The organism is Pelorhabdus rhamnosifermentans (assembly GCF_018835585.1).
Taxonomy (GTDB): domain Bacteria; phylum Bacillota; class Negativicutes; order UMGS1260; family UMGS1260; genus Pelorhabdus; species Pelorhabdus rhamnosifermentans.
In genome coordinates this window covers 1-799 of record NZ_JAHGVE010000077.1, presented here as the reverse complement: position 1 = coordinate 799, position 799 = coordinate 1, and the positions used below count along the sequence as shown (strand labels likewise).

The 799-nt window shown below is 36.9% G+C and carries 1 protein-coding gene; it reads left to right on the top strand.

All coding sequences use genetic code 11. From position 1 onward, the window contains the following. Positions 1–771: 3-hydroxybutyryl-CoA dehydrogenase (locus tag Ga0466249_RS25810; RefSeq protein WP_215832372.1), on the top strand; the 771-nt coding region annotated here is incomplete at its 5' end. Positions 772–799: the final 28 nt, after the last annotated feature.

Sequence of the window (799 nt, the reverse complement as noted above, 5' to 3'; positions counted from 1 at the left end):
GTTTTGCGTGATATAAAAGATGAATTTGTACAAAAAGGGTTAAAAGGGATTGATAAGAATCTTAGTAAGTTAGTTGAAAAAGGAAAATTAGCTGCAGCAGATAAGGAAGCAACACTAAAACGGATCTGTGGTGTTGTGGAATTGGATAAAGCCGCGTGCAATGTTGATCTAGTTGTTGAAGCAGCTGTTGAAAATATGAATTTGAAAAAAGAAATTTTCCAGACACTAGACGATCTTTGTCCTGATTATACCATTTTAGCTTCAAATACTTCGTCACTCCCCATTACAGCTGTTGCAGCAACAACGAAACGACCAGATAAGTTTATTGGCATGCATTTTTTCAATCCTGCACCTGTCATGAAATTGGTTGAAGTCATTAAAGGCTTAGCAACAAGTGAAGAAACATTTGAGAAGGTATATGCTCTCGCAAAAGAATTGGGAAAATCCCCCGTAAAAATTAATGATGCACCTGGCTTTGCTGGAAATCGTATTATGATTCCCATGATTAATGAAGCTATTTTTGCTTATGCAGAAGGCGTTGCAAGTGTTGAAGATATTGATACAGTTGCAAAACTTGGTTTTAATCATCCCATGGGACCACTGGCATTATCCGATTTAATTGGTAATGATACAGTACTCGCTATTATGGAAGTATTATTTAATGGCTATGGCGATCCGAAATATCGTCCTTGCCCGCTCTTGAAGAAAATGGTTCAAGCTGGCTATCTTGGCCGTAAAACAGGTAAAGGTTTTTACGACTACAATAAATAAGCTTTGATGATTTTTCAAATGAAGGAGT